Origin of the sequence: Bowmanella yangjiangensis, assembly GCF_017255015.1 — a bacterium.
GTDB lineage: Bacteria > Pseudomonadota > Gammaproteobacteria > Enterobacterales > Alteromonadaceae > Bowmanella > Bowmanella yangjiangensis.
This window is the reverse complement of the sequence record NZ_JAFKCS010000080.1, coordinates 1-3,838: the sequence shown is the minus strand read 5'-3', so window position 1 is coordinate 3,838 and position 3,838 is coordinate 1. Positions and strand designations below refer to the sequence as shown.

4 protein-coding genes are annotated in these 3,838 nt (G+C 66.0%); 3 read left to right on the top strand and 1 reads right to left on the bottom strand.

Annotated features, from left to right (window positions below; translation table 11 throughout):
* From J0A65_RS21770 to J0A65_RS21760, 3 genes are all read left to right on the top strand, one after another.
* Window positions 1-688: TolC family protein (locus J0A65_RS21770; protein WP_206596424.1), on the top strand; the 688-nt coding region annotated here is incomplete at its 5' end.
* A complete protein-coding gene (locus tag J0A65_RS21765) occupies window positions 688-1,836 on the top strand; it encodes an HlyD family secretion protein (protein WP_206596423.1) in 1,149 nt (382 codons plus the stop codon). The genes J0A65_RS21770 and J0A65_RS21765, both read left to right, overlap by 1 nt.
* A gap of 2 nt (window positions 1,837-1,838) precedes the next feature.
* The gene (locus tag J0A65_RS21760; RefSeq protein ID WP_206596422.1) at window positions 1,839-3,386 is read left to right on the top strand and encodes a DHA2 family efflux MFS transporter permease subunit; all 1,548 of its coding nucleotides are present in this window, start codon (window positions 1,839-1,841) and stop codon (window positions 3,384-3,386) included.
* Window positions 3,387-3,506: 120 nt separating this feature from the next.
* On the opposite strand, the gene J0A65_RS21755 is transcribed toward J0A65_RS21760, so the two are convergent.
* The coding region (locus J0A65_RS21755; RefSeq protein ID WP_206596421.1) for a glutathione S-transferase C-terminal domain-containing protein at window positions 3,507-3,838 on the bottom strand (332 nt) is incomplete at its 5' end.

Below are 3,838 nucleotides of genomic sequence, written 5' to 3'. Positions count from 1 at the left end.
CAATCGCCTCGCCGCCCTGCTCGGCGCGGGACCTGATCGTGGCCGGCACATCACTCGACCAACCCTGGCGTCACCGCGACTCGCCCTCCCCGCCGACGCCGGGATCGAGCTGATCGGCCGCCGCCCCGACATCGCTGCGGCGCGTCTGCGTGCCGAAGCAGCCGCCAAGCGGATCAAGGTCGCGCGCACCGAGTTCTATCCAAACGTCAACCTGTCGGCTCTGGTCGGCGTCCAGTCGCTGGGCATTTCGACACTGTTCGGTTCGGGTTCCAGCTACGGCAATGCGGGGCTCGCGATCAGCCTGCCGATCTTCCAGGGTGGGCGATTGCAGGGGCGCTACCGAGGTGCCCGTGCCGACTACGACGTGGCGGTCGCAAGCTACGACGGCACCCTGGTCGCAGCCCTGCGCAGCGTCGCCGACATCGTCGCCGTGCGTGCGGCGACCGACCGCCAGCTCGCCAGGCGCCACGACGCTGCGGAGGCGGCGCGAGAAGCCGCCAGGCTCACGGGACTGCGTTATCGGGCGGGGCTCGACAACCAGATCGTCCACCTGACGGCAGAAGACAGCATGGTCGCCCTCGATCGCTCGGTGGTCGAGCTCGAGGGCCGCAGGTTACAGCTCGATATCGCTCTGATCCGCGCACTCGGCGGCGGATACCAGGAGCCCCAGACAGTAGGGAAAAGATGATGACTCAAGAAACGACGAACACCCTTGAGGATGCACCAGCAGCACTGGAAGCGCAGAACCTGGCGAAGCGCAAAAGACTGTTCCCGCTGCTATTGCTCGTGATCCTGCTGATCGCCGGGCTCTTTGCCGCCTGGTACGTCCTCACCCAGCAAGGACGAGTGCGTACCGACAATGCCTATGTGGGTGCCGACTCCGCGCAGATCACCGCCCTGGTCGCGGGTCCCATCCAGGCCGTTCCCGTGGTGGACACCCAGGAGGTCAGGAAGGGCGAGATCCTGGTGGTTCTCGACGATGCCGAATATCAGGTGGCCGTCGCTGAAGCCAGGGCGGCACTGGCGCAGGCCCGCCAGCACTACCGGCAGGCGGAGGCCAGCACCAGTGCGGCGCAGGCCCGCGTAACGGCGAGGGATGCGGAGATACGGCAGGCGAAAGCACAGCTGCGCGACAGCAAGGCGGCAGTCGAGCGTACACGCGCCGAACTCGCCCGGCGAGAGAGCATCGCCGGAACCGGGGCGGTGTCTGCCGAAGACCTGACGGCTGCGCGCACGGCGTACCAGTCGGCACTGGCCGCACGTGACCTTGCCGAGGCGGCGATCAATTCCGCACAGGCGGTTCGCGGCTCCGCCGACGGCGACTTCGGTGCGGCCGAGGTCCTCACGCTCGGGCTGACCATCGACACCTCGCCGAATGTCGCCATGGCCAAAGCACGGCTCGACAGAGCGGAGCTCGATCTGTCACGGACCGTCATCCGCGCGCCGTTCGACGGCGTCGTCACCAACAAGCAGGTGCAGGTTGGCGAGCGTGTTGCTGCAGGCGCACCGCTGATGATCGTGGTGCCGGTGGCCAGCGTCTATGTCGATGCCAACTTCAAGGAAAGCCAGTTCGAACGCCTGCGTATTGGACAGCCCGCCGAGCTGACCTCGGACTACCACGGCAGCGGGGTCACTTACCGGGGCACTGTCGTCGGCTTCAACGGTGGCACGGGAGCGGCCTTCGCGCTGATCCCGGCGCAGAATGCGACCGGCAACTGGATCAAGGTGGTGCAACGCCTGCCCGTGCGAATCGCCCTGGAACCCGATGACCTGAAGGCGTATCCGCTGCGCGTGGGGTTGTCGATGGACGTCACTGTCGATACGCGCGGAGAGTAGCCATGAGCAGCACTGCATCTGCCGAAGCCATGGCCATCACGCCCCAGCCGCTGCAAGGCATACGCCTCGCGGCCGCGGCTTTCGCGCTCGGGCTGGCCAACTTCGTCGTCGTCCTCGACACCACCATTGCCAACGTCGCGGTGCCGCATATCGCCGGTGGGCTGGCCGCCTCCGCGACGCAGGGAACCTGGGTGATCACCAGCTATGCGGTTGCCGATGCCATCGCCGTTCCCCTCACCGGCTGGCTCGCCATGCGCTTCGGCACGGTTCGCTGGTTCCTGTTCTCCATCATTGGCTTCGGCCTTTTCTCGCTGCTGTGCGGCCTTGCCCAGTCGATCGAGCAGTTGCTCGCGTTCCGTGTCCTGCAGGGATTTGCCGGGGGCCCGCTGATGCCGCTCTCGCAGATTCTGCTGATGCAGATATTTCCCAAGGAGAAGGCTGGAGCGGGCCTGGGCATCTGGGCGATGACCACCACCACCGCGCCGATTCTGGGGCCCATTCTCGGCGGTACGCTCAGCGACAACTGGTCCTGGCCCTGGATATTTTTCATCAACCTTCCGGTGGTCGCCATCGTCGTCATGGGTTGCCTGGCGTTCATGAAGCCGTTCGAGACCCGACGCATCAAGGCACGGATCGACGTCATCGGGCTGATCCTGCTCGTCCTGGCGGTGGGCTCGTTCCAGATCATGATCGATGAAGGTCGCCTGCAGGACTGGTTCAGCTCGAACCTGATCATCGTGCTCGCCATCGTCGCCGCCATCTCCTTCGCTGCGTTCGTACTCTGGGAGTTGACCGCGAGCAACCCGGTGGTCGACCTGCGCGTGTTCCGCCATCGCGGTTTCACCTTCGCCGCGCTCGCCATGTCGCTGGGGTTCGCCGCCTTTTTCTCGCAGGTGGTACTGACGCCGCTCTGGCTGCAGCAGACGGCAGGCTATACCGCGACGCATGCCGGCTATGTCGTCGGTTGGCTGGGCTTCTTCGCCGTCCTGACCTCGCCCATCGCCGCCGGTCTGATCGGCAAGGTCGATCCACGCGTCACGATCTCGATCGGCCTGCTCTGGATGGCGTTCGTCTCGACCCTGCGGGCGGACTGGAACACCGATGTCGGCTACTGGACGCTGGTCATGCCCCACCTTCTGCATGGTCTGGGCATGTCCCTGTTCTTCGTCGGGCTCAGTGCCCTCGCCGTCAGCAGCGTTCCTGAAAAGGAGCAGACATCCGCCGCTGGCCTGCTCAGTTTTCTTCGCACGCTCGCCAGTGCCATCGGCACGGCAGTGGCGATGACCGCCTGGGATTGGCAAGGCCGCACGTCTCGCTCCGAGCTGACTGCGAGTCTGAACGACCCTGAAGGGGCGATGAGTCTGCTGCAGCAGGCGGGGCTGAGCTTCGAACAGGCACGCGTCGCGCTCGAACAGCTGGTCGAAGTGCAGGCTGCAACGCTGGGAGTGCTCAACCTCTCCATGGCCGCCGCCGTCGGCTTCGTGCTGGCCGCCATCGCAGTGTGGCTGGCGCCCAAGCCCAGGAGCGTAACACTGGGCAGCGGCCACTGAGGCATGCGGCCAACCGGCACATCAGAAGTGGTAACCGATGTTCAGGTTGGTCCGCAGCATCCGTTCGTCACGGCGCGTGGCGATGGTGCCGGTGCCACGTTCCCGTCGCCGGATGGCCGCTCACTCGGCGTCCGGCTGCGCCTCGGGGGCGGCCGACTGGAAAGGCTCCAGCTGCCGGCACTGCTCGACGATCCGCCGTATCGTCGGATAGGCGCTCAGCGGCACCCTGAAACGCTCGGCATTGAAGACCTGCGGCAGCAGGCAGCAATCCGCCAGCGAGGGCGTGTCGCCATGGCAGAAGCGACCGGTGTCGGGGGACTCGGCCAGTATGCGCTCCACGGCGCTGAAGCCACGTTCGACCCAGTGCCGATACCAGGCGTTGCGGCCGTCGGCATCGACATCGAGTTGCCGCTCCAGATAGCGCAACACCCGCAGGTTGTTCAGCGGGTGGA